This window comes from Falsochrobactrum ovis, from assembly GCF_003259955.1.
Lineage (GTDB): Bacteria > Pseudomonadota > Alphaproteobacteria > Rhizobiales > Rhizobiaceae > Brucella > Brucella ovis_A.
The window spans coordinates 653,197-677,192 of the sequence record NZ_QLMK01000001.1; the positions used below are offsets into that span (position 1 = coordinate 653,197).

Below are 23,996 nucleotides of genomic sequence, written 5' to 3' on the forward strand. Positions count from 1 at the left end.
CCAGTCGGCATTCTTAGGAAAAATGTCCCGGCCGGGTAATTTCGAGGTTATGAAATTCATGTCTCTGGTGGAAAAAAAGACGGCTTCCGATCATAGATTTGCCTTTTCTGAGGCAACTGCGAGAGACTATCTTATCCTCTTGAAGCCCCGAGTGATGTCATTGGTGGTATTCACTGGGCTTGTTGGGCTGGTGGTAGCACCTGGCCATATGAATCCCATTCTCGCTGCCATTAGTATTTTGTGCATTGCCGTGGGGGCGGGCGCGTCCGGCGCTCTCAATATGTGGTACGATGCCGATATTGACGCCATCATGAAGCGAACGCGCAACAGGCCCATTCCCGCTGGGATCATTGAGCCCGGGCAGGTATTGGTGTTTGGACTGACCCTATCAGTCTTTTCGGTGATAACTTTGGGGCTGCTGGTCAATTGGCTGTCCGCGGCACTTCTGGCCTTCACCATTTTCTTTTATGCTGTTGTTTATTCCATGTGGCTCAAGCGTTCGACGCCGCAAAATATAGTCATTGGCGGCGCGGCAGGCGCGTTTCCCCCCATGATTGGTTGGGCGGCTGCCACCGGCGAGATCACCTGGAGCAGCATTGTCCTGTTTCTGATTATCTTCCTCTGGACCCCGCCGCATTTTTGGGCGCTGTCTTTATTCACATCCAATGATTACGATGCGGCGCGCATCCCGATGATGCCCAATGTTAAGGGCGAGCTTTCAACCCGTCGACAGGCGATGTTTTACGCGGTCCTGATGGCACCGGTCGGCGTGTTGCCATGGGTGATGGGCTTTGCCGGTGTAACCTATGGCATAGTTTCGATTCTGTTGGGGCTTATCTTTATATATCATGCGTGGCGGTTGTGGATGGCTGAAACGCACCAGCAAATGCTGGTAGCAGCACGCAAACTCTTCCGCTTCTCGCTCTACTATTTGGCTGGAATATTTGCGGTATTGCTGTTGGAAGCCGTGACGATCAGAATATTGACTGCTGCGGGCTATATTTAAGGATCTGCGGCAATGGAGAGCACTTTGACAAATAAGCTTCCACAAGAGCCAGACGATAAGGAACTGGAATTGCTGGTTCCCACTGCAGCGCAGAAAAAGGCGCAGCGTAACCGCTCCGTCGGTTTGGCCATTGCGCTCATTCTGTTTGTTGTGGTCGTTTATATCGGTACATGGGCGAAGTTGGGTTCGAACATATTTATTCGTCCGATGTAATTAGCCGGGGGAGGTGGCAATGACGGATCAGCAGGAAAAGGATCAAAAGCTTAGCAAACAGCCGCGGTCAAATGCGACAATCGCTTTTTCTTGTCTAGCCTTCTTCGTATGCATGATCGGCGCTGCCTATGCTTCTGTGCCACTTTATCGCATTTTCTGCCAGGTCACGGGCTACGGCGGTACAACCCAACGTGTGGAGCAATATTCTGACACTGTTTTGGATCAGACGATCAAAGTTCGTTTCGATGCAAATACAGCCCACGGTCTACCATGGGATTTCAAACCGGTGGAACGCGAAGTAACCGTCCGCATTGGTGAGACCAAATTGGTGAAATATGAAGCTATTAACCGGTTTGATCAGCCCACTTATGCACGTGCAAGCTTCAACGTCGCACCGGGTCGGGCAGGGGCATATTTCAATAAGGTTGAATGTTTCTGCTTTACCGACACGACCTTAAATCCCGGAGACGACATGGAAATGCCGGTGGTGTTTTTTGTCGATCCTGAATTTGTTAATGATCCTGATCTGAAAGATGTGAAAACTATCACGCTTTCCTACACATTTTTTCCGATCGACAAGCCGGATTCGGTCGTTGACGCCGCGGCTGCAACAAATAAGGGCAATGGTAGTTAAATATTAGTGCGGCACATTTGCCGCAAAGACAATTCGTTGAAGCGGTTTTATTGTCTAACATACCGCTTGAGCGCAAAGAAAACGGATCCGGCAAATAGGTCGTTCCGTTTAAGAATTAAGAACTTGCCGGCTCCATTGGTGGGCATTAAGCATGAAGGCACAGAGAGGAGCCTTGGGGAGAGACATGGCGGACGTTCATCAGAAAAATCATGATTATCATATTATAGATCCAAGTCCTTGGCCGATTATAGGCTCAGTGGGAGTTTTTGTACTCGCTCTCGGCGGCATTGCCTGGATGCGCTATCTCAATTCTGATGCGCTGAATTTTTTTGGTGCAAATTTGGCGTCACCATGGCTGTTTTTCATCGGTCTCGCCGTTGTGCTGTACTGCATGTATGGATGGTGGGCAGATACGGTTAAAGAAGCGCATGAAGGGCACCACACGCGCGTAGTGTCACTGCATCTGCGCTATGGCATGATGATGTTCATCGCCTCAGAAGTCATGTTCTTTGCGGCATGGTTCTGGGCGTTTTTCGATGCAAGCCTGTTCCCGAATGAAGTTCATCAGGTTGCGCGCGCCGAATATACCGGCGGGCAATGGCCGCCAAAGGGGCTTGAAGTTCTCGATCCGATGCATCTGCCGTTATATAATACGGTTATTCTACTGCTTTCGGGCACGACGCTAACCTGGGCGCACCACGCTTTGCTGCAAAATGACCGCAAAGGTCTGGTAGCAGGATTAGCGCTGACGGTCGCTTTGGGTGTGCTCTTCTCTTATGTGCAGTTCTACGAATATCAGCATGCGCCGTTTAATTTCGCGGATTCTATTTACGGCGCGACCTTCTTCATGGCGACTGGTTTCCATGGTTTCCACGTTTTCGTAGGTACTGTTTTCTTGTTGGTCTGCCTGCTGCGTGCCATCTGGGGGCATTTTACGCCAAAACAACATTTCGGCCTAGAAGCTGCAGCTTGGTATTGGCATTTCGTTGACGTCGTGTGGTTGTTCCTCTTTTTCGCCATCTATGTATGGGGCGGCTGGGGCGCACCAATGCAAGGTTGACCCATGCAGCGGATCAGATGAGGCGGCCTTGAATTGGGCCGCCTTTTGTTTTGGCGCTTAAAATTGAGAGCCAGTTGGCCGCCAAACTATTGCGTCCCCTAAAGGAACTTTTATCGGCCAAAGGACGTGCTTAGTAGCGACTTTGAATAAGTTGGACTGTACAATCGAGCCAAACAGGAGCGACCAAATGCCAGACAGTTCTCAGCCATCGGTTAACCCGATCAAAAGCGGCATGTTAGGGCGGTGTCCGCGTTGTGGCGAGGGGCGTCTGTTTAACGGCTTCTTGAAGGTGGCTCCGCGATGCAATGTTTGCGAACTCGATTACGGTTTTGCAGATTCCGGAGATGGCCCACCGGCATTTGTCATATTGCTTATCAGCTTTATCATTTTGGGACTTGCTCTGTGGATGGAAGTCACCTTCAATCCGCCGCTTTGGGTCCAATTTCTGCTATGGTTGCCCTTGGCTATTACTTTAAGCCTGATCGCCATGCGAAGCATCAAGGGCATTTTGATCAATATGCAATTTCATCATAATGCATCGCAAGGTCGTTGGGATCGGCCGCTGGATCCAGATAAATGACACAGCTCGATAAAACCCCGCCTCTGCCTTGGGGAATTATAATCGCAACCATTATCGCATTAATAATTTTGCTTTCTCTTGGCACATGGCAGCTACAGCGCCTGATGTGGAAAGAAGCGCTGATTGCTTCCACGCAGGAGCGTATCCACGAAGCGCCAGTGCCGCTTTCGGAAATGGAAAAAATCTATAAAACAGAAGGCACGGTTGAATACCGACCCGTCACTGTTTCTGGAATATTCATGCATCCCGGAGAACGGCATTTTCTTGCAACCCATGACGGCGCATCGGGATTTTATATTTATACCCCGCTTATGCTCGAAGATGGGCGTTTTGTGATGATCAATCGAGGCTTTGTGCCCTACGACAAAAAGGATCCCGACACGCGCATTGAAGGGCAATTGGATGGACCGGTAACAGTGTCGGGCCTTGCACGCGACCCGTTAGCTCAAAAACCTTCTTCGCTTATCCCGGATAATGATATTGAGAAGAATGTCTTTTATTGGAAAGATTGGGCGGCAATGATTGAAAGCAGCAATGTGCCTGCGCTCAATCAAGCAGTGCCTTTTTTTATTGATGCTGACAGCAAGCCAAATCCCGGCGGATTGCCTATTGGCGGGGTGACGATAATCGATTTTCCGAACAATCACCTTCAATATGCTATGACATGGTATGGTCTCGCATTGGCACTGATGGGGGTTGTCGGCACGTGGCTATGGCGCTATCGAAGATAAAGACCGGATTGACCTAGCTTGACAATGGCCATGATGCAGCCCAAGTGCCATTCTACGAAAGTGCCGATCGAGATGAATTTCCTTGGAACTGCGGGAAAGCCTGCTTAAGGAAGTGCTGAGCTTTAGCAGCCAACAGAACGAGTGAGAGAGTATGACCAATCAACGTCCATCTCTGGAAATCCGCCTATGCGGTCCGCGAGGTTTTTGCGCCGGGGTCGACCGGGCTATCCAGATTGTCGTGTTGGCTCTTAAAAAATATGGCGCACCGGTCTATGTGCGTCATGAGATCGTGCATAATCGCTTTGTGGTCGAAGGGCTACAAGCGCGCGGTGCAATCTTCGTCGAAGAATTAGACGAGATACCGTCCGAACACCGTAATCAGCCGGTCGTGTTTTCAGCGCATGGCGTGCCGAAATCAGTCCCCGCCGACGCGCAGGCAAAAAATCTCTTTTATCTCGATGCGACATGCCCTTTGGTCTCAAAGGTCCATAAGCAGGCAATGCGCCATCAACGGCTGGGGCGTCATGTGATCCTGATTGGCCATTCTGGACATCCAGAAGTCATCGGCACAATGGGCCAATTGCCCGAGGGCGCGGTGACGCTGATTGAAACTGTCGAGGATGCGCGCAGCTGTTCTTTCGAGGACGAGGAAAATCTGGGTTTCGTTACGCAAACGACTTTATCGGTCGACGATACGGCCGGTATTATCGCAGAATTGCAGGCGCGTTTTCCAAAGCTGACAGCACCGGCGGCTGAATCGATTTGTTATGCGACCACCAATCGCCAAGATGCAGTACGTGCCGCCGCACCTGGCTGCGATTTGTTTCTGATTGTGGGTGCGCCCAATTCTTCAAATTCCAAGAGGTTGGTCGAAGTTGCAGAGAAAGCCGGTGCGCGCATGTCGATGCTGGTGCAGCGCGCTTCCGAAATCGAGTGGGACAAACTCAAAGACATATCGGTGGTGGGACTTTCTGCCGGGGCTTCTGCACCGGAAATCATTGTTGATGAAATCATCGAAGCGTTTCGACAGCGCTTTGATGTCAGAATTGAATTGGCCGAAACGACCATTGAAACAGAAAACTTTCTTGTTAACCGAGAAATTCGCGATGTGGAATTGACCGTGGAGGATATGGCATTCCTCAATGGTAAAAACCGTGTAGCGGGAATTCCGAAATTCGCGCGGGGCACTTCAGCTAAGTAGTTGCTGAAGTTGATTAAATTAGGGAATATGCGGCATGGCCGTTTATACAGACATTAACGAAATCGAGCTTGGCGCGTTTCTACAGCAATACGATATCGGTACACTTACCTCTTATAAGGGCATCGCTGAAGGTGTCGAAAACACCAACTATCTTCTGCATACATCCGGCGGGTCTTTCATTCTCACCCTCTATGAAAAACGGGTAAATCCGAGCGATCTGCCTTTTTTCCTCAATCTTATGGGGCATCTTTCGAGGCGTGGACTGGATTGCCCGCAACCAGTGGTGCGCCGTGATGGCGAGATGATAGGCGAACTGGCCGGACGTCCGGCGGCCATTGTTACCTTTCTTGAAGGCATGTGGATGCGTCGCCCAACCGTGGCCCATTGTCACGCGGTGGGGGAGGGGCTTGCGCGGATGCATCTTGCGGGCGCCGATTTTGCCATGCAACGTCGCAATGGTCTCACACTTCAAGATTGGCGACCCCTCTGGGAACAATCGAAAGCAAGGGCCGATGAGGTCGAGCCGGGACTGGTCACGGATGCGGAAACGGAACTGGAATTTTTAGAGAAGCACTGGCCTGCGGACCTTCCGGTCGGTGTTATTCACGCCGATCTCTTTCCGGACAATGTGTTTTTCTTAAATGACCAATTGTCGGGCTTCATCGACTTTTATTTCGCCTGCACCGATATATTGGCCTATGATGTGGCGGTATGTCTGAACGCTTGGTGCTTTGAAAAAGACAACTCTTTCAACTTGACCAAAGGTGCGGCCCTGTTGCGCGGTTATACGTCCCTGCGCCCACTTTCCGACGCCGAAGCAGAAGCGCTGCCGGTCCTCGCTCGGGGCGCGGCTTTGCGGTTTATGCTGACGCGACTTTATGATTGGCTGAATGTACCTGAAGGCAGTTTCGTGACGAAAAAAGACCCGATGGAATATGTGCGTCGAATGCGTTTTCATCGTCAAATAAAGTCTGCAAGTGAGTATGGTCTGGAAATGCAAGGAGTAGTTGTGTGAAACGCATTGAAGCTTTCACAGATGGCGCGTGTTCAGGCAATCCTGGTCCCGGCGGCTGGGGTGGGATTTTACGCTGGAACGGTAGAGAAAAAGAGTTCAAAGGCGGCGAAGCCAATACGACCAATAACCGCATGGAACTTATGGCAGCAATTTCGGTGCTGAATGCGTTGAAAGAGCCGTGCGAAGTCGATCTCTACACCGATTCTGTCTATGTGCGTGACGGCATATCAAGCTGGATCGAGGGCTGGAAACGCAACGGTTGGAAAACTTCTGCTAAAAAGCCGGTCAAGAATGCCGAACTTTGGCAACAACTAGACGAAGCCCGGAAAGTTCATATTGTGCACTGGCATTGGATCAAGGGCCATGCGGGCCACCCGGAAAACGAACGCGCTGATGCGCTGGCCCGAGCTGGGATGGAGCCTTTTAAAAATATCGCTTACCAATCATTGAGAATAGAATGATAAAAAGGGCAGCTCGTGCTGCCCTTCGATTTTTTAAAGCTGTTCAAGAATTGCGGTTGCTGTTGATGTAACCGCCTGTCCCGGCTGCTCTTCAATATTGAGCGCCTTAACAACGCCATCTTCTACGATTGCCGAATAGCGTTTTGACCGAACGCCGAGACCTGCACCGGAAAGGTCTACATCCAGACCGATTGCCTTAGTGAAATCGGCGCTGCCATCGGAGAGAAACTGGATTTTGCCTTCTCCGCCGGATTTTTCCGCCCATGCGCCCATGACGAAAACATCATTGACGGCCACGACAGCAATTTGATCGGCCCCTTTGGCCAAAATGGCGTCACGATGTTCCAAATAGCCCGGCAGATGGTTTTGATCGCAGGTCGGTGTAAAAGCACCAGGTACTGCGAAAAGTACCACCTTCTTGTCTTTAAAAATCTCGTCCGTGGTCAGTTCCTGAACACCATCGGAAGTCTTTACTTTGAAGGTTGCATTTGGGAGCTTGTCACCAACTTTGATGGTCATATTTTGTCTCTCCTGGGAAAAACAGACCGGCAATATCGACGCCGACTGTCGGATTAATTTCTGCCATTGCATTTATGCGCTGGCTGGCCGATTGAGGTGATTTTCAAATCGAATGTTTCATATTAGTCATGTTGGTGGCTGAAACTCAATGCGCTGTTTGTGAGCCGCCGCAATGAATCTCATTTGAACGTGAGAGTTCCCGAAACAGCTTGGCCATTTTGCACCAATGTGTAGTCAATCTCCGCTTCTTGATCGGTTTTGCCGTAAATTTTAGCCATGAATTTCTGTGGTTCACCTTCGACCGGTTCAGCAACCGAAAGGCTGAATTGTTCACTGGATAGAAAAAGTTCACCCTGTGCTGACTGATCGGGAAGCGCGACTTCGACTATAATTCTATCAGCGTCGCGCTCGAACGATTTTACTCCAAATTCTGGCGTTGCAGCCCTTGGCAATTGTTGGAATGCTGCATCTATGACAGTTTTTTCTGCGATCGCTTGTGGATTGATTTGCGGGGTTTTCTGTGAGGATGCAATTTCCGCTTCGGAGGTAAGCGGCAGATCGAAATCAACGAGCACAGGAATGCAGATTTTATCACAAACCCCTAAAAACGCATTTCCTTTAAGCTGGTTTTTAGGCTGCGCAAGTTGAAAGGTCAGCGGTAGCGACACCGGTCGACTATATCCAATTCCGCCCTTTTGGTCGGCACCAAAATATTCAGGGGCGGGGAAATCGATCTTTGCTTTGACGCCGTCCGCAACGCTGACCTGCGGCGGAACCCCTGAATCGCCGGGATTGCGCCAATAGGTTTTCCACCCAGCTTGTAAATCGACTTGCAAAACTCCGCGCAATTCACCTTGGGCAATTCCGTCTTCAATAATCACACGCACCCGACCGCCCGGGGTATCTGTCCACGGGGAAGTGGCGGCTTGCGCCGAAGGTTGTAATGCCAGAACAGCCAGAGCTAAAAATATTGAATATTTATATCGCATAAGGCGAGAATGAATAGAATAATGGCCGTTTCAAGTCAGCCTATTATCGCAAGCAGATTTGGCGATATTAGCCATACGGTCAAAAAGGTCGCACAATGATATTGTCATTTGCCAAACTCTTGCTACCCTTTAAAGCATGACCATTCTGCGAAAACAAAATCAGGAACAAGGTTTTCTTAACGGGCAGTTCCTGCTTGCCATGCCCGGCATGAATGACGACCGTTTCAATCGGGCGGTGGTTTATATCTGCGCGCATTCTGAGGATGGCGCCATGGGGTTCATAATCAACCAGCTTCAGCCGGTTGGTTTTCCGGAATTGCTAAAACAGATCGGTGTAATTGAAGAAGACGACCGCATCGTTCTGCCAGAGCAGGCACGACAGATGATCGTGCGTGATGGCGGACCGGTGGATAGAACACGCGGCTTCGTATTGCATACGGATGATTATATGGTCGATTCGACCATGCCAGTAGCCGAGGACGTGTGTCTGACCGCGACCATCGATATTTTACGCGCAATATATGGTGGTCACGGACCTGCAAAGGCCATCATGACCCTTGGTTACTCCGGCTGGGCTCCGGGGCAGTTGGATATGGAATTTGCCGAAAATGGGTGGCTGACCTGTCCGGCGCCAGCGGACATGCTGTTCGACAGCGATATTACCGGAAAATATGATCGCCTGATGACCCAGATGGGGATCGATTTATCGCGCCTGGTTTCGGATGCCGGGCACGCGTGAATTCCCAAAAATTGGCTGAGTTGATCAGGCTGGTGCAGTTGCTAGCTGTTCTCTAATCATGCGCGTGGCCTCCTCACGATTGCTTGGCTGGCCGAACATAAAGCTTTGCACATATTCACAGCCCATCTCGCGAAGCTGCACCGCATCAGCTTCACTTTCTACCCCTTCGGTAACAACAGCCAGACCAAGATCATGAGCCATGCTGATGATTGAGCGGAGTAGGGTGGTTTTTTGTGGTTTATTACCATGAACAAAAGACCGGTCGATCTTGATCATGTCAAACGGAAACCGGGTAAGATAGGCAAGCGACGAATAGCCGGTACCAAAATCGTCAAGCGAAAGCCCAATACCCATGGTTTTGAGCCTTGTGAGCACGTGAGCGGACTGCTCAGGGTTTTCCATTAACACAGATTCGGTCAATTCAAGCTTGAGACTGCCGCGACGCAAATGTATGCGCGAAAGCACCGAGCGTACGTCATTGATAAGGTCCTGTCGGATCAACTGCGTACTGGATAAATTTACCGAAACAAATAGCTCAGACTTTGGAAACTCTTCTTGCCACGCAAATAGATCTTCCGCCGCGCGTTGGATCGCAAATAACCCCAATTGCACGATTAGACCAGAATTTTCCGCTACCGGTATAAATTCGGCTGGCGAAATAGTGCCCCGCCTTGGATGTTCCCAGCGCATCAATGCTTCAAAACCGGCAATATCACCTTCATCAAGCCGAACAATAGGTTGATAGACCAGATGTATTTCGTCGCGCTCAAGCGCCCTGCGCAAATCGGATTCAAGCTGCAGCTTGTCACTCCCAATAGCACGGAACGCCGGGCGGAAAGGTTCTATCCTATCGCCGCCAAAACGTTTGGCTTGATGCATCGCCAGATCGGCGTCTTTCATAAAATCTTCAGCCGATACGGAAGTTTTCGTCCAGGTGACCAGTCCGATTGATGCCGTCAACACGATTTCGCGTTTTGCATAAGCAATCGGCGCACGAATGGCCTGTCGCAATGCTTCGGCAAAGGATGCAATTTTGCCGGGGTCAGTTTCCGAGGTCAGCAATAAACCGAACTGGTCTGATGAGAGGCGAGACAAGGTGTCTTGCGGCTTCATCAAGCGCGACAGACGACGGGAAATTGTCAGCAGAATAGTATCTCCCGCAGACATTCCCAGACTGTCATTGACCTGTTTGAACCGGTCAATATCAATAATGAAAACAGTGGGATGAAGGCGGCTTTCTCCACGCGCCATATTCATGACGCTGCTCAGACGATCCAAGAAAAGCTCGCGATTGGGAAGGCCCGTGAGATTATCATGCACCGCATCGTGCAATAGACGTTCTTCTGCCTTTTTCTGCTCGGTAACATTGACCAAAGTTCCGACACAGCGAACCACTTCACCATCCGAACCGATTACGGGACGAGCACGAAGCGCATACCAATGATAATGACCGTCATTGGCGCGCAAACGGAAAATCTGCCCGATTTTTCCGCGGCGATTTTCCAATACGGCATCAAGTGTTGAGCGGAAACGATCTCGATCATCCGCATGCATCGCCGGTAACCAGTTGCGAACAGGGCCTTGAAGTGAGCTTCCAGTGCTGCCCAGATAATTGGAAATATCCGGCGTGGTCACCACCCGGTCACGCGGTACATCCCAATCCCACACAATATCGCCCGCACCGATGACAGCCAGCGCTTGTCGCTCCATGTCCGAAAGCAGGCCCTGCTGCAAAGCACCGCCTGAAAACGCATGTTGCATCACAGTAAAGCCGATCAGAAGCACGATAAGAACCAGACCGCCGCCTAATGCCGGTTGAATAATATCATTATCCAGACCACCAGAAACGGTCATCCACGCACCAAGCAGCCAGATTGCTGTCAAAAGCCAGGCGGGAATGAGCATGACAGCGCGATCATAACCTTTAACCGCCAGATATCCGATGATGGCAACGCCCGAAATAACCGTAAGCGCTAGCGATATGCGCGCTATCCCTGATGCGACAGGCGGATCGTAAACCGCAACCCCGGCCAAGGCCAAAAGACCGAGCACCCATGTTATTGCACCATAGCTGAAATGATCATGCCAGCGATTAAGATTAAGATAAGTAAAAAGAAAAATGACCAATGACGCTGCCAAGGCTACTTCAGTGCCCGCTCGCCATATTTGTTCACTGCCTGCGGTAATTTCCAGCAATTTGTTCCAAAAGCCAAAATCAACGCAGATATAAGCCAGCACCGCCCAAGCAAGTGCTGCCGTAGCCGGAAAAAGCGATGTGCCTTTTACGACGAAAAGAATCGTCAAAAACAGCGCGAGCAGACCGGAAATGCCGAGCAAAATGCCGCGATAAAGCGTGAAGGAGTTTACCGCGTCTTTATAAGCCTCCGGTTCCCACAAATAGAGCTGAGGCAGATTATGCGAGGATAATTCAGCAACAAATGTGATGACGGCGCCGGGATTGAGTGTGATGCGGAAAATATCTGTGTCAACGCTGGGCTGACGGTCGAGCGCGAAGCCCTCACTCGGAGTGATGGAAGAAATACGCGGCGAACCCAAATCAGGCCATATGATCCCAGAATCGGAAAGACGATAATGTGGGGCCACGATCAGGCGGTCAATTTGTTCATCGGTCGGATTGGCAATGGAAAAAGCAGCCCAATCGCCAGACGAATTGGAATTAGGATCTGCCTGCACTTCAATACGGCGCACAATGCCATCTGAACCCGGAGCGGTTGAAACTTGGACACTCTCGCCCTGATTGCGCAAAATTTCCACCGCGCCCGATAGGTCAAGTGCGGTATCTTCCTTAGAAATCTTGATTGTTTCCACAGCCGATGCTGGGCTTGCCACAAGAGCGGCCAAGATCACAAAAGCAAAAATGCGCAGTATTTTTTGAAATATGCCGACACCGTTCACGAGCGTTCAACCTTGCCATTCATCATGCGTATGTCGCCTTCCAATAGGGCAAACAGCAGATGATCCTGCCAGAAGCCGTTAATTTTGAGATAGGAACGCAATAGTCCTTCTCTCTTAAATCCGGCTTTTTCGAGAAGCCGCACCGAACGAACATTATGGGGAATACAGGCAGCTTCAATTCGGTGCAACCGTAGTTGTTCAAATGCAAAGGATATCACCAAAGAGAGTGCCTCGGTCATATAGCCTTTTCCCGCATATGTGGCACCGCTCCAGTAGCCCACCATGCCGTTTTGTGCCACCCCGCGACGAATATTGGCTAAGGTGATTCCCCCCACCAACTGCCGGTCATTATTTCGAAAAATAAAAAAAGGATAGGCCGTACCCTCGGCCATTTCGTCTTGTGCACGTTTGACGCGATGACGAAACCCGCTTTTGGTCAAGTCATAATCGTTCCAGCTTGGTTCCCACGGAACCAAGAACGCCCGGCTTTGCTCGCGCAATCGCGCCCAAACCTCAAAATCGCCCATCTGCGGTTCGCGCAGGTAAACACGTTGTCCCCGAAGAGCCGTTGAATTGCGGCGTTGGAATGGCATGCCGATCATGCAAGACCTGTCTAATTAGACAGAACACCAACAAAGGCCTCGCGGCCCGCTAGCGCCTGTTCAGCCTAGGCGCCGACCGCCACTTTTCTTCCATGAGGATTGGTCGAAAGCCCATCACTAAGTACATCAAAATTCATCAACCGACCCAGCGGACCAACGCCAGCAATGGTAGGCTTGCTGTCAAGGAACATACGGCCTGCCAGATCAGTCAGCCGCTTAGGCGTAATTTGCGATAAGCGGTCGAGCAATTCAGCATTGGATACTGGCCGGCCATAAAGCAGCAACTGACGAGCAATCTGGCCAGCACGGCTGGCAGCACTTTCTTGCGACATCAACAAGCTTGCGCTGTATTGCGCGCGGGCGCGGTTGACTTCCTCAAGGGTGATGGAATCTCCAGCTTTGTGCAGTTCCTTGATAATCACTGGCAGCAATTCGACCAGCTCATCGCGGCCCGTTGCGGCATGTATGCCGAAAAGACCCGTGTCAGAAAAACCCCAATGGAACGCATAAACGGAATAACACAATCCGCGCTTTTCCCTGACCTCCTGGAAAAGCCGCGACGACATCCCGCCACCCAAAATCATTGAAAGCAATTGTGAGGCATAAAAATCGCGCACATGATATGCGCGACCTTCAAAACCGATAAGGATCTGTGCGTCTTGAAGATCGCGGTGTTCGCGGAAATCTCCACCCACATAATGGGCCAGATCAAGCGTCGGCGCCGTGTTGAAAGGCCGGAAACTTCCCAGCCGTTTTTCAACTTCGCGGACAAAATCGTCGTGATCGACACCACCCGCAGCCGTCACTACCATCCGGTCAGCACTATATTGCTCATCCATATATTGACGCAGATCGGCGGAGGTAAAAGATGAAACTGTCTCCGGCGTGCCCAATATTGCGCGGCCAAGCGCCTGATGGCGGTAGGCCGTTTCGGTAAAACGGTCAAAAACAATATCGTCAGGCGTATCATGTGCCGCACCGATTTCCTGCATGATAACTTGTTTCTCGCGCTCCAATTCGTCTTCATCAAATTTAGAAGCGGTCAGAATATCTGCAAGAATGTCAATCGCCAGCGGTATATCATTTCGCAGAACCCGGGCGTAATAAGACGTCGTTTCAACGCTAGTGGCGGCATTGATTTCGCCGCCCACATTTTCAATATCCGACGCAATCTGCCATGCACTGCGTTTTTCGGTGCCTTTAAACGCCATATGTTCGAGCAGATGCGCGATTCCGTTTCGATCAGCAGCTTCGTTTCTTGCGCCAGCTTTGACCCAGATTCCCAATGCTGCACTTTCCACATGCGGCATCGTATCTGTGGCAATCGTCAAGCCGTTAGAAAGGCGCGTTACTTCAACAACCATCGAACAATTGCTCCCGTAATCCCGTTTGGGTTGCCGCCCATCCCATATTATACACGCGAATGGCGACCAATATAGTCTTCCACAGTTTTCAGCTCATTGTGAAGAACTGTAAAGTTTTCTTTTCTTTCCATCAGATCAGCAAGCCATGCAGGAAGCTGGGGCTCAACCCCGCTCGCATCCTTTACAGCCTCTGGGAATTTTGCAGGATGCGCGGTCGCAAGCACCACCATTGGGGTGGTGTTAGAGGCTTTTTCGCGCGCAACCTTCACACCAATCGCCGAATGCGGATCAAGCAGATAGCCATTTTGCTCAAGTACTGATTTGATCGTTGCCGCAGTCTCGGCAACATTGGAGCGCCCAGCAGAAAATTCGCTGCGGATCTTAGCCAAAGCTTCATCAGTAATGGTGAAACGTCCCGACTGCCTTAAGCTCTCCATCAGGCCACGCGTCGTTGCCGCATCACGCTCATGAGCTTCAAACAAAAGCCGTTCGAAATTGGATGAAATTTGAATATCCATGGAAGGCGAGGTGGTCTGAGCCACGCCACGCATTTCATAAATGCCCGTTTCAAGCGTGCGCGCCAGAATATCATTATCATTGGTTGCAATGATAAGTTGCTCAATCGGCAATCCCATTTTACGGGCCACATGGCCCGCAAAAACGTCACCAAAATTTCCAGTCGGCACGGTGAAGGAAATGGGCCTATCCGGTGCACCAAGACTAATCGCAGCACTAAAATAATAGACCACTTGCGGCATGATCCGCGCCCAATTGATCGAATTCACCCCGGAAAGCGACATGCGGTCCCGGAATTCCAGATCGTTAAACATGGCTTTGACCAGGTTTTGACAATCATCGAAATTGCCTTCAATCGAAAGCGCGTGAACATTGGGAAAGCCTGAGCTGGTCATTTGTCGCTGCTGCACCGGTGACACGCGACCATGCGGGAACAATATGAAAATATCCGTATTATCGCGGCCGCCAAAGGCTTCAATCGCGGCTCCGCCGGTGTCGCCCGAGGTCGCGCCGATAATCGTAGCGCGCTCTCCGCGCTGTGCCAGCACATAATCCATCATGCGCCCAAGGAGCTGCATTGCCACATCCTTGAATGCAAGCGTGGGACCATGGAAAAGCTCCAGCACAAATTCATTGGCGCCAGTCTGCACCAATGGGCACACCGCTTCGTGACGGAATGCGCCATAGGCCTCATGCACCATTTTCTCAAAATCCGCCTGCGGAATTTCGCCGCCGATGAAAGGAGTAAGCACGGCCAGAGCAATTTCCACATAAGATTTACCGCGCAAACCGCGGATCTGCTCCGGTGAAAATTGTGGATATTCCTGGGGTAAGTAGAGACCTCCATCTCGGGCAAGCCCAGCGAGTAAAACATCGCTAAATCCGATAATCGGGGCATCTCCACGGGTGCTGACATATTTCATTTTTCAAGGCCTTCATTTCGGGACGGCGCATTTATAACCGTTCATGCAATAGAGCGTCCCTAAAAAAGCCGCAAGGTTTTAAAGCATAAGCTGGCGAATGGGGTTGCTCTCGCGGGTAAAAAACGGGAAAACAATGCGACTCCAAATGTATATTTGTGTGAGATAGGTTTGGTTAACGCAGGGAAGCCGGGTTTATGCAGACAGCATCACAGAATCGTTCATCACTCGTTCCGGTCTTGGCTACGGTAACATTCGCCCTTCTGGCTGGATGTACCACCAGCGGAACCGAGAATGCAGCAGCCACATCCGGAGAACAGCGGGTCAAGGCTTCAGAGCTTCGCGCCTATTGCCCATCGGTGACGTTGCGCGAAGGTACTGCCTATTTTAATTCTTATGAAAAGGGAAAAGAAAACGATCCCGCTCACGTGGTCTATCAGGCATCAATCACGGACACGACCCGTTCATGCCAATATGCCGATGGATCGATTATCATCGACGTAGCAGCGGCAGGCAAGGTAATACCTGGGCCTAAATATCGTAGCGGTACCATCACCATGCCGATACGAATTGCGGTGGTTGAAGGCGACAAGGTTATTCATTCCAAATTGCACCATCAGTCTGTGTCGGTGACGAGTGGCGGGACTGCAACCCAATTTGTGTTTAATGAAAAGGGAATTTCCTTCCCCATGCCTGCTAAGCAAAATGTTCAGATTTTTGTCGGCTTCGATGAAGGGCCATATAATACAAATTGATTAAACGAGCTTCATGCGGTGCTTTTCGCGCTGCATGAAGCGCCAAATAGCAGGGGGGCGAGAAACCAATCATAAATTCTCATCCCATTAATCGCCCTTCTTTAAGATAGCTCGTTAATGAAGTTTATTATTCCTGATAATTTTTTCAGTTATAAGTTTTACGCGCCGGGGATAAGTTAAAGTGATGCATTGTAAAAAAGCATTCCTTGCTGCTTGAACTCTTTCGTTTAAAGTAAATTAACTGAATTTTATTAGTAAATAAGCTGGCTTATATTTTAGTTTCGAAGTTTATTTTTATTTTTAAGAAGTAATATTAGGCGAGGCTGATCTCGATGAGAATTCGGCGTATGAGTTTCCCTGCTGCTCTTCTGTTTTTCTTCTGCCTCCTCTCATTGCTTGGCGGGCTAACAGGCAATTGGATTGGAGAAAAACTTCGCCAACAAAGAGCATTTGCGGAAATGAACAGCCGCTCGCAATCAATCAAAGCACATGTAGAACGTATTCTTGCATCTGCACACAAGACGATTGATGCGGCTAATGCGTCGGAATATGAAACTTGCTCTCCCGACCACCTTGCCTATATGCGCGAGCTCGTTTTCTCGGCCTTTCACATCAAAGATATTGGCCAGCTCCGTGATGAACGTCTGATTTGTTCTACACTGCTGACAAATAAAATGGATTTGCTGCCGCGTTCGCAAGAAGATGTTCGTTTACGAGATGGGACCTATGTCTATGGCGATAAGGCGCTGATCACGCCCAGAAGTCGCGGCCCTATATTGGGGCGTGGCAATGCAAATGTCGTATTAAGTTCTACAGCACTGGACGCGTTTCACGCGCCGCATTTTGCTTCGTTCAGCGTGGTTTTGACCAACGAAGATCAAACCCAATTCGCTCGCCTTTATAGTTTTCCGCAGACCTATTTAGCGCAAGACAATCTGGAACTAATCTTTGCCGGGCAGGGTAGAAACGCGGCCCTACTCGCTAGCTCCTCGCCGCAAATAACCACATGCGATAATGAAACCGGTGTCTGCGTGAACCTGGCTCTTAATCCACAATGGCGAAATTCTGCTAATCGGTTATTCGCTTTTCTGTTCACTGGCTTAGGAGTGCTGCTAGGAGCGGTGGGCGGGCTGACATGGCTCTATTTTCATAACCGCAATCGTTCGCTTGAGGTTATGCTGAAAAAATCTCTGTCCGCCAAAACACTTTCTGTTGTTTATCAACCGATTGTCGATCTTACTGATGGCAAGCTATTAGCATTTGAAGCGCTGGCGCGATGGGAGATTACGAAAGGCGAGTTCATCCCCCCAGATATTTTTATTCCACGCGCTGAGACCGCCGGTCTTGCCGATAAAATCACCATTTTTGTGCTCGAACGTGTGCTCGAAGAAATGGGTGATCTGCTTCGAAACGACCGCACAATGCGCATTAATATCAATCTCACGTCAAATAATCTTCAGAACCACGATTTTCCGACAATTTTAGCGCAGTCTCTGGCAGCCGCTGATATAAAGCCGCATCAAATAGGGTTGGAGTTGACAGAGCGCAACGCGGTTGATTTTGCAAAAGCTGCTAGCTGTGTCCAAAAATTGAGGGAACAGGGACATCTAATCTATATTGATGACTTTGGAACCGGATATTCAAGCCTAGCCTATCTTGGGCAACTGCATGTAGATGCGATTAAAATTGACAAGGCATTCACCCGCATGATTGGCATTGAATGTGATACTATTTCCATAGTGCCGCATATTGTCACCATGGCGCAGAATTATGGGCTGGATGTTGTGGTCGAAGGTATTGAAACCAATGCGCAATGGGAAAGCCTGCGCAGGCTAAATAATAGGCTGACCGGCCAAGGTTGGCTATTTGGAAAACCCATGACAGCCATTGCTGCGCAACGGCAGATAGCCCAGCGTGAAGCAAGTAGTGATGTTTCAAATCAGGACAAAACGCAGTAAACAAAAATTAACCTTAATATAAATAGATGCCCAATTACTCGAATGAATTCATTTGCGTGAACTGAAAAGCAATAAGTTTATAGTACAAAGTCCCAAGCCGTGCGTGACCTGAATATGCAGGAAGCGTAATTTGTACTTACGACGACAAAGGGACGTTGCGGATTCGGTCCGCTCTGATTGACGCCATGACAAAAAAATTTGAACTCGTTCTCGAACCAACCGATACATGGGCGATATTTGAGATTGAATCAGGAGAGCCAGCAATGTTGGGCGATCGTATGCTGATCGGCCTTTCAGAAAATGAAGCTGAGCAAATTTTGGCTAAGCTGAACACAGAAGGCAAAGGCGGAAAGCGCAGCGCTGCTTAAAGCCGGGACAGACAGCATTGGCTGACGAAACTTAGCCAGCCAAATATGTCCCGCTAGAGACGGCCATCACAGACAGCGACATGCGCGCTCACAAATCCGCTCAGGCTCACCCAAGGCCCGCCCAAACCCATGCAGGCCAGCCTAGGCCCGCCCGGGGCTCTTGCAGGCTTACGCAGGCCGCATACCGGCCCGACAGACCCACAATTAATCAGGCATCTGTCCAGATGGACAAAGCTTCGATCACGCTTTGAAGATCCCTATGACGATGGATCACGGTCTCGGCACCGGCATCGGTGAGCTTATCTGCATGACCAGCATATGTATGCGCACCGCCGGTAAAGCCGATTACGCGCATCCCTGCGGCGCGCGCGCCTTGGATACCATGCGCCGAGTCTTCAATCACGATCACATTTGCCGGATCGACGTCGAATTTTTTTGCCGCATAAAGAAACACATCAGGGGCGGGTTTTGTTTTCTTGGTGCCAACTTCCTTGGCCGAGAAAATGTGAGGCGCAAACAGATCGTAAAGCTCTACCCGCTTGAGCATAAGCTCCAACCGTGCGCTAGATGAGTTAGAACAGATGCACTTGGGCAAATTAAGCGCGGAGACAGTTTCAGCAATATCTTCCACCGCCTGAACTTCGTTCTTGAGCCTTTCATCAAGAATTTTTTCTGACTTGTCCAACAATGAAGCAGAAATTGGAATTCCAGCTTCGCGTTCAACGGTCAGCAATATATCTTGCCATGTCAGTCCGGCAAAACGTTCACCGACTTCTTCAGCAGAAATGGGATAGCCAGCCTCGGTTAGAAGCACGGAATCGACTTCCGCTGCAATGACTTCGGAATCGACCAAAACGCCATCGCAGTCGAAAATGATAAGAGACGGGGTCACCATAGATTTGGCCCTCTTACTGAGAGAGAAGGGCCGATTACGACCCTGAAATTTAGGCACCCAGCTACACCTTAAATACTAATAGGTCAAACCTCGCCGGATACTTCGCGACGACGGCGGTCGAGTTCTTCGCTATATCTGCGCAGCGTGTGGCTCTCGCTAAGCAATCCGATAACCTTGCGCTCTTGCGGATTATTGATCACCGCCAACGCTTCGCTTTCGGCACGGTCAAAACGCATCACAGCTTCTTTGGCATTCATTTGCGGCAGCAAAAACTCGTTTTGATAACGCAGCAGTCCTACAATTCCATGGGAAGGATCTGCGCTATCGAAACTTTGCGAATAGGCTTCGGGCACAGGAACCATGCCGACATAGCGCCCTTCGCTGTCAACAGCGATTACGCGCTGCGTCGAGCCTAGCGGGAATTCATGGCGGAACGCGGCAATATCCGTATCGACAGGCACTGTACGCACATCATGACGCATCATCCGTTGCACTGTCAGATCACGTATCCAGCCAATATCATGGGCCGAACGAATGGCCTCTCCACGCAGATGAAAACGCCAGGTGGCAAAGGAATATCCGAAGGTTTTTCGTACGAAAAGCGACGAGGATACAACAGCGCAAAGAACCAGCATGGTGATTGGAAAGTCGCCCGTGACTTCGAGCGCAAGGAAAGTCATGGTCATTGGCCCGCCCACAATCGCCACTGCCATCGAACTCATGCCAATCACGGCATAGATTTCAGGCGCTAGCGATAGCGGTGTGACCATATCGATGACATTCGCAAAGAGCTTGCCGGTTAAAGCTCCTAAAAAAAGAGATGCAAAGAAAAGCCCTCCGCGAAACCCCGAACCGATGGTTACGGCTGATGCCAATGATTTGCTCATGATCAATAGAAGCAAAATTGGAATGGAAAGCTGCGCATTTAAATCCAGGTGCAACGCTCCATGTCCGGAGGCAAATACCTGGGGCGAAATGACGGCCAGCATACCGATAATCGCCCCGCCAATTGCCGGAGCGCATACGGTAGGAACGACACTTTTTCGGGCGGTTTTTTCTACAAATGTGACGCCGCGCATAATGAGAATGGCGATACCGGCAGCAAAAAAACCTAGCACCAGCGCGGGCACGTAATCACGTGGCGTGATGCTCTCAATCGTACTGATCTGGATGATAAACGGCGCGCCACCAATGGCTTGGGTTACCAACATTCCCACAATTGCTGCGACCACAACGGGCGCAAGAGTTGCGATCGAATAGACACCAATAATCAACTCGAACGCATAAAACGCCCCGGTTAATGGCGCATTAAACGCACTAGCAATGGCTGCTGCTGCACCACATCCAACCAAAGTGCGCAAATCTGCGCGACGAAGCTTTAGCGTGCGTCCAATGCGAGACGCAAAGCCGCTAGCCAGCTGTGTATAGGCCGCTTCAAGCCCGACCGATGCACCAAAACCGTTGGAAATCAGGTTTTGTCCCACCAAGATGAAACTATCGGTCAAGGAGAGGTGACCGCCATGCAGCGCATTTGCTTCGATCGGATCGACAATCGGTCTTTTGCGCCACCGTGCCAGCACCCAAATGACAACGCCCATCATTATGCCACCGGCAAGAGGGGCGAAATAAGCGCTATAGGCCAGATCGGAAGCAGAGCTTAGCCGTTCACCCTCTGCAAGGTTGAACAATGCCCGGTGCATCCATGCGGAGATATTGGCAATCGCCGCCACAGCTATGGCTGAAATGATACCGATTACCGCGCCCACGATGACCAGACCAATTTCATTGCCCCGAACAACTGCGCGTAGGCGAAATGGTACAAACAGAAAGCGCAAATACCGATTATGCCGCAACCGATTAATATTTAACATGCCACAATACCGGGTCCGTAATCCAAAGCCTCGCGAGTGCTTCATGCTTCGCAAATCAGTTATTATGGAGAATAAACTAGCACCAAAGAAATAACCGACCCTTATCAGAACCCTATTAATGACGCCGATTTTTGATGCGTCATTTACTATTTCAGGACGCGGTCTGCGCTTGCATTAAAGTTTTGTCGGTGCAGAAAAGCCGGAAAAGCGGGGCTTTGAGAGCTCGTTAAGAAAAGATTTACGATTTCAATCACTTGGCGTTAACGCCATATTTACTCTACCCGGTAACCATAAAGGCAAGTTTTTAGCGTCCACAGGTAATCGAGTATCCCATGTCCCTATTGCGTCTTGCACATGAGTTGCCCCTTGAGGCCCCGCGTAATGCCTGGCTCAATTCTATCATCAAAGGTGATTGTGTTTCGGCTCTTGAGCGTCTTCCGGATCACTCCGTGGATATGATCTTTGCCGATCCACCTTATAATCTTCAACTGGAAGGGCAGCTTCATCGCCCTGATCAGACCAAGGTCAACGCGGTGGATGACCATTGGGATCAGTTCGAAAGCTTTCAAGCCTATGATGCTTTCACGCGGGCGTGGCTGCTGGCTTGCCGCCGTGTGCTCAAGCCCAACGGCACCATCTGGGTCATTGGTTCTTATCACAATATTTTCCGCGTTGGCACACAGCTTCAAGATTTGGGCTTTTGGATGCTCAATGACATTGTCTGGCGCAAAACCAACCCGATGCCAAACTTCCGGGGTCGCCGCTTCCAGAATGCGCATGAAACATTGATTTGGGCCTCGCGCGATCAGAAGAGCAAGGGATACACCTTTAACTATGACGCGATGAAGGCGGCTAATGATGACGTGCAAATGCGCTCAGATTGGCTGTTTCCAATCTGCACAGGTGCCGAGCGTCTGAAAAACGAAAACGGTGAAAAAGCGCATCCCACGCAAAAGCCCGAAGCGTTGCTTGCCCGTATTCTGATGGCATCCAGCAAGCCCGGCGATATTATTCTGGATCCATTTTTTGGCTCAGGCACCACTGGCGCAGTCGCAAAACGGCTGGGACGTCATTTTGTCGGAATTGAGCGCGAGCAGGATTATATTGATGCTGCAACCCGCCGGATCGAGCAGGTTGAGCCGCTCGGCAAAGCCGAATTAACAGTCATGACAGGTAAACGTGCTGAACCGCGCGTGGCCTTCACTTCCATCATCGAAGCCGGGCTTTTGCATCCTGGCACCGTGCTTTGTGATTCTCGCCGCCGCTATGCTGCGATAGTTCGGGCGGACGGAACCGTAACCTCCAATGGAGAAGCCGGATCTATTCATCGCATGGGTGCAAAAGTGCAAGGGTTTGATGCCTGCAACGGCTGGACATTCTGGCATTTTGAAGAAGATGGCGTTTTGAAGCCAATCGACGCATTGCGCAAGGTTATTCGCGAGCAATTGGCCGCGGTCGGTGCGTAAGCCTATTTATTAATCGGACGGCCTCCAGCACAGTCTGATGGTAAGCGCTCGGATCGAAAGGTTCGAGCGCTTTTGTTTCGCTGCAAACTATTTGTTGCTTTTAGCAGGCGCTGTCCGCTTTTGCTTGAAAGCGTCCGGGATCACTGCCGAAATCGCCTTTTTCATCACCGTCGGCAATGCCTCGCCTGCAAGTTCAGCAGGAGACGACCACCAACCATCTTTCGCGATTTCTTTGGGGATTTTATCTGCCGAATAAACCGAGAGCCGCAGTTCAAAATGCGTAAATATATGAGTGATCACACCGGCAGCTAACCATTCGGCCGCAAAGGGTGCGGCGTTTATGGTGGCATCGCCATCAATACGCGCAGTCCAAGCGCTGCCTGGTACTTCTGTCATGCCTGCCAAAAGCCCTTTGCTTTCGCGCCGGCGCAGCAAGATTGCTCCATCCTCGGCAATCGCTATGAAAGCCGCGCCGATCCTGATTGGTTTTGCCGCTTTTGGGGCTTTGACGGGAAATATTTCTGGGTCGTGTTCAGCAAATGCTTTGCAATTTTCGTTGAGCGGGCATAGCGCGCAGGCGGGTCTGCGCGGAGTGCATATGGTCGCTCCAATATCCATCATTGCCTGGGCGAAATCGCCGGGGCGATCGGTGGGGGTAATATCGCTCATCAAGGAGCGGATGCGCGGTTTGGCGGCGGGCAGGGGGGTGTCGATTGCAAAAAGCCGCGAAATAACCCTCTCAATATTGCCATCCACCACGCTCACCGGCTCATCAAAAGCGATGGCCGCAATAGCTGCAGATGTGTAATCTCCGATGCTAGGAAGTTTTTTCAACTCTAAAGCGGTCGAGGGAAACTGGCTGTCAAATTTTTCTGCAATGATGTCAGCACATTTCTTTAAGTTGCGGGCACGCGAATAATATCCAAGCCCCGCCCATGCACGCAAAATATCGTCTTCACTTGCAGCAGCCAGCGCTTCAATTGTCGGCCATCGCTGGACAAAAGCCATAAAATAGCTTTTTACAGCTTCGACTGTCGTTTGCTGCAACATGATCTCCGAAAGCCATATGCGATAGGGATCAGCTTTGACGCCGCGCTGGCGTTCACTTGGGCTAATCCGCCAAGGCAATATGCGGTGATGGCGGTCATACCATGCTAGGAGTTTTGTAGCTCGGTCTGCGGAAGGAACGGTAAGCATCGCATTTCATTGTTAAGTTC

The 23,996-nt window shown here is 50.4% G+C and carries 23 protein-coding genes; 14 read left to right on the top strand and 9 right to left on the bottom strand.

Features of this window, described 5'->3' with window-relative positions:
• Positions 1-58: 58 nt before the first annotated feature.
• From C7374_RS03080 to rnhA, 9 genes are all read left to right on the top strand, one after another.
• Positions 59-1,006, top strand: a complete 948-nt coding sequence (locus C7374_RS03080) for a heme o synthase (RefSeq protein WP_111574264.1) — start codon at positions 59-61, stop codon at positions 1,004-1,006.
• A gap of 24 nt (positions 1,007-1,030) precedes the next feature.
• On the top strand, positions 1,031-1,219 hold the full coding sequence (locus C7374_RS03085; protein ID WP_374849791.1) for a hypothetical protein: 189 nt from the start codon (positions 1,031-1,033) through the stop codon (positions 1,217-1,219).
• A gap of 19 nt (positions 1,220-1,238) precedes the next feature.
• Entirely contained in the window at positions 1,239-1,853 is a 615-nt protein-coding gene (locus C7374_RS03090) for a cytochrome c oxidase assembly protein (protein ID WP_111574116.1), read from the top strand.
• Positions 1,854-2,037: 184 nt separating this feature from the next.
• Positions 2,038-2,913 carry a cytochrome c oxidase subunit 3 gene (locus C7374_RS03095; RefSeq protein ID WP_111574117.1) on the top strand — a complete coding sequence of 292 codons (876 nt, stop codon included), beginning with the start codon at positions 2,038-2,040 and terminating at the stop codon, positions 2,911-2,913.
• A 187-nt stretch (positions 2,914-3,100) separates the two neighbouring features.
• Positions 3,101-3,493, top strand: coding sequence for a DUF983 domain-containing protein (locus C7374_RS03100; RefSeq protein WP_111574118.1), 393 nt, complete (start codon positions 3,101-3,103; stop codon positions 3,491-3,493).
• Entirely contained in the window at positions 3,490-4,224 is a 735-nt protein-coding gene (locus tag C7374_RS03105; RefSeq protein ID WP_111574119.1) for an SURF1 family protein, read from the top strand. The genes C7374_RS03100 and C7374_RS03105 overlap by 4 nt, the downstream gene beginning before the upstream one ends.
• Before the next feature lie 151 nt (positions 4,225-4,375).
• Positions 4,376-5,425: a 4-hydroxy-3-methylbut-2-enyl diphosphate reductase gene (gene ispH, locus C7374_RS03110; protein ID WP_111574120.1), complete on the top strand. Its 1,050-nt coding sequence runs from the start codon at positions 4,376-4,378 to the stop codon at positions 5,423-5,425.
• Positions 5,426-5,459: 34 nt separating this feature from the next.
• Positions 5,460-6,440 carry a homoserine kinase gene (locus C7374_RS03115; RefSeq protein WP_111574121.1) on the top strand — a complete coding sequence of 327 codons (981 nt, stop codon included), beginning with the start codon at positions 5,460-5,462 and terminating at the stop codon, positions 6,438-6,440.
• Positions 6,437-6,901 carry a ribonuclease HI gene (gene rnhA, locus C7374_RS03120; protein WP_111574122.1) on the top strand — a complete coding sequence of 155 codons (465 nt, stop codon included), beginning with the start codon at positions 6,437-6,439 and terminating at the stop codon, positions 6,899-6,901. Before C7374_RS03115 ends, rnhA begins: the two co-directional genes overlap by 4 nt.
• Before the next feature lie 33 nt (positions 6,902-6,934).
• On the opposite strand, the gene C7374_RS03125 is transcribed toward rnhA, so the two are convergent.
• Positions 6,935-7,420, bottom strand: coding sequence for a peroxiredoxin (locus C7374_RS03125; RefSeq protein ID WP_111574123.1), 486 nt, complete (start codon positions 7,418-7,420; stop codon positions 6,935-6,937).
• 179 nt (positions 7,421-7,599) lie between these two features.
• Entirely contained in the window at positions 7,600-8,409 is an 810-nt protein-coding gene (locus tag C7374_RS03130) for a protein-disulfide reductase DsbD domain-containing protein (RefSeq protein ID WP_111574124.1), read from the bottom strand.
• 136 nt (positions 8,410-8,545) lie between these two features.
• Here C7374_RS03130 and C7374_RS03135 point away from each other — a divergent pair, with 136 nt between their 5' ends.
• On the top strand, positions 8,546-9,148 hold the full coding sequence (locus C7374_RS03135) for a YqgE/AlgH family protein (protein ID WP_111574125.1): 603 nt from the start codon (positions 8,546-8,548) through the stop codon (positions 9,146-9,148).
• 24 nt (positions 9,149-9,172) lie between these two features.
• Here the strand turns inward: C7374_RS03135 and C7374_RS03140 are convergent, their stop codons facing one another.
• The 4 genes from C7374_RS03140 to thrC all read right to left on the bottom strand — a co-directional run bounded on the left by C7374_RS03140 (position 9,173) and on the right by thrC (position 15,469).
• A complete protein-coding gene (locus C7374_RS03140; RefSeq protein ID WP_374849946.1) occupies positions 9,173-12,049 on the bottom strand; it encodes an EAL domain-containing protein in 2,877 nt (958 codons plus the stop codon).
• An 11-nt stretch (positions 12,050-12,060) separates the two neighbouring features.
• Complete coding sequence (locus C7374_RS03145; protein WP_111574127.1) at positions 12,061-12,666, bottom strand: GNAT family N-acetyltransferase; 606 nt, start codon at positions 12,664-12,666, stop codon at positions 12,061-12,063.
• Between the two features lie 65 nt (positions 12,667-12,731).
• Entirely contained in the window at positions 12,732-14,030 is a 1,299-nt protein-coding gene (locus tag C7374_RS03150; protein WP_111574128.1) for a M16 family metallopeptidase, read from the bottom strand.
• A gap of 47 nt (positions 14,031-14,077) precedes the next feature.
• A complete protein-coding gene (thrC, locus tag C7374_RS03155; RefSeq protein WP_111574129.1) occupies positions 14,078-15,469 on the bottom strand; it encodes a threonine synthase in 1,392 nt (463 codons plus the stop codon).
• A gap of 194 nt (positions 15,470-15,663) precedes the next feature.
• Here thrC and C7374_RS03160 point away from each other — a divergent pair, with 194 nt between their 5' ends.
• The 3 genes from C7374_RS03160 to C7374_RS03170 all read left to right on the top strand — a co-directional run bounded on the left by C7374_RS03160 (position 15,664) and on the right by C7374_RS03170 (position 18,547).
• Complete coding sequence (locus tag C7374_RS03160) at positions 15,664-16,221, top strand: hypothetical protein (protein ID WP_111574130.1); 558 nt, start codon at positions 15,664-15,666, stop codon at positions 16,219-16,221.
• Between the two features lie 347 nt (positions 16,222-16,568).
• Complete coding sequence (locus C7374_RS03165; RefSeq protein ID WP_210205058.1) at positions 16,569-18,179, top strand: EAL domain-containing protein; 1,611 nt, start codon at positions 16,569-16,571, stop codon at positions 18,177-18,179.
• 185 nt (positions 18,180-18,364) lie between these two features.
• Positions 18,365-18,547, top strand: coding sequence for a hypothetical protein (locus C7374_RS03170; RefSeq protein WP_111574132.1), 183 nt, complete (start codon positions 18,365-18,367; stop codon positions 18,545-18,547).
• Between the two features lie 208 nt (positions 18,548-18,755).
• Here C7374_RS03170 and C7374_RS03175 read toward each other — a convergent pair whose 3' ends face one another.
• Together C7374_RS03175 and C7374_RS03180 are read right to left on the bottom strand one after the other, a co-directional pair.
• The gene (locus C7374_RS03175) at positions 18,756-19,442 is read right to left on the bottom strand and encodes an HAD family hydrolase (protein WP_111574133.1); all 687 of its coding nucleotides are present in this window, start codon (positions 19,440-19,442) and stop codon (positions 18,756-18,758) included.
• A gap of 83 nt (positions 19,443-19,525) precedes the next feature.
• Complete coding sequence (locus C7374_RS03180; RefSeq protein WP_111574134.1) at positions 19,526-21,313, bottom strand: chloride channel protein; 1,788 nt, start codon at positions 21,311-21,313, stop codon at positions 19,526-19,528.
• A gap of 332 nt (positions 21,314-21,645) precedes the next feature.
• Here C7374_RS03180 and C7374_RS03185 point away from each other — a divergent pair, with 332 nt between their 5' ends.
• Positions 21,646-22,779, top strand: coding sequence for a site-specific DNA-methyltransferase (locus C7374_RS03185; RefSeq protein WP_111574135.1), 1,134 nt, complete (start codon positions 21,646-21,648; stop codon positions 22,777-22,779).
• Positions 22,780-22,866: 87 nt separating this feature from the next.
• On the opposite strand, the gene mutY is transcribed toward C7374_RS03185, so the two are convergent.
• The gene (mutY, locus tag C7374_RS03190) at positions 22,867-23,976 is read right to left on the bottom strand and encodes an A/G-specific adenine glycosylase (RefSeq protein WP_111574136.1); all 1,110 of its coding nucleotides are present in this window, start codon (positions 23,974-23,976) and stop codon (positions 22,867-22,869) included.
• Between the last annotated feature and the right edge of the window lie 20 nt (positions 23,977-23,996).